General features: G+C 67.1%; 1 protein-coding gene. It reads right to left on the reverse strand.

Translation table 11 applies throughout. From position 1 onward, the window contains the following. Positions 1-91: 91 nt before the first annotated feature. A partial coding sequence (locus FNX44_RS30155; RefSeq protein ID WP_153507825.1) for an FCD domain-containing protein occupies positions 92-471 on the reverse strand: 380 nt, incomplete at its 5' end.

The following is a 471-nucleotide window of genomic DNA, read 5'->3' on the forward strand; positions in this document are numbered from 1 at the left end:
GGGTCTTGGCAATGCCCAGACCCATGGCGCCGAGTCCGATCACGCCAACCTTCCGGTCAGCCGCCGATTGCGTCATGAATGGCTCCTGAAATCAGTCTTGCGCTGCATCGCGGCCCTCGGCCAAGCGACGTGCGGCATTGAACATGTGGGTCTGCGCGGCATTGCGTGCAGCGAGTGCGTCGCGGTGGCGGATCGCTTCGACCATCGCGCGGTGCTCGTCGCGGACCTGGCGGGCGAAGTCTTCGCGGCGCGCTTCGTTGCTGCGCGTCACGCCGATCGCTTCCTCCAGGTATTGGCTGAAAAAGCCGAGTGCCTGCACGAGGAACGGATTGCCGCTGGCGGCCGCGATGGCGCGGTGAAAACGCAGGTCTTCGGTCACGCCGTCACCGCCGGCCGCCACCGCAGCGTCGATGCTGTCGAGTGCGGCGTCGATCTCGATCATCTCGGCGTCGGTGCGGCGCTGGGCCGCGA

It is taken from the genome of Streptomyces alkaliterrae, assembly GCF_007097205.2.
GTDB lineage: Bacteria > Actinomycetota > Actinomycetes > Streptomycetales > Streptomycetaceae > Streptomyces > Streptomyces alkaliterrae.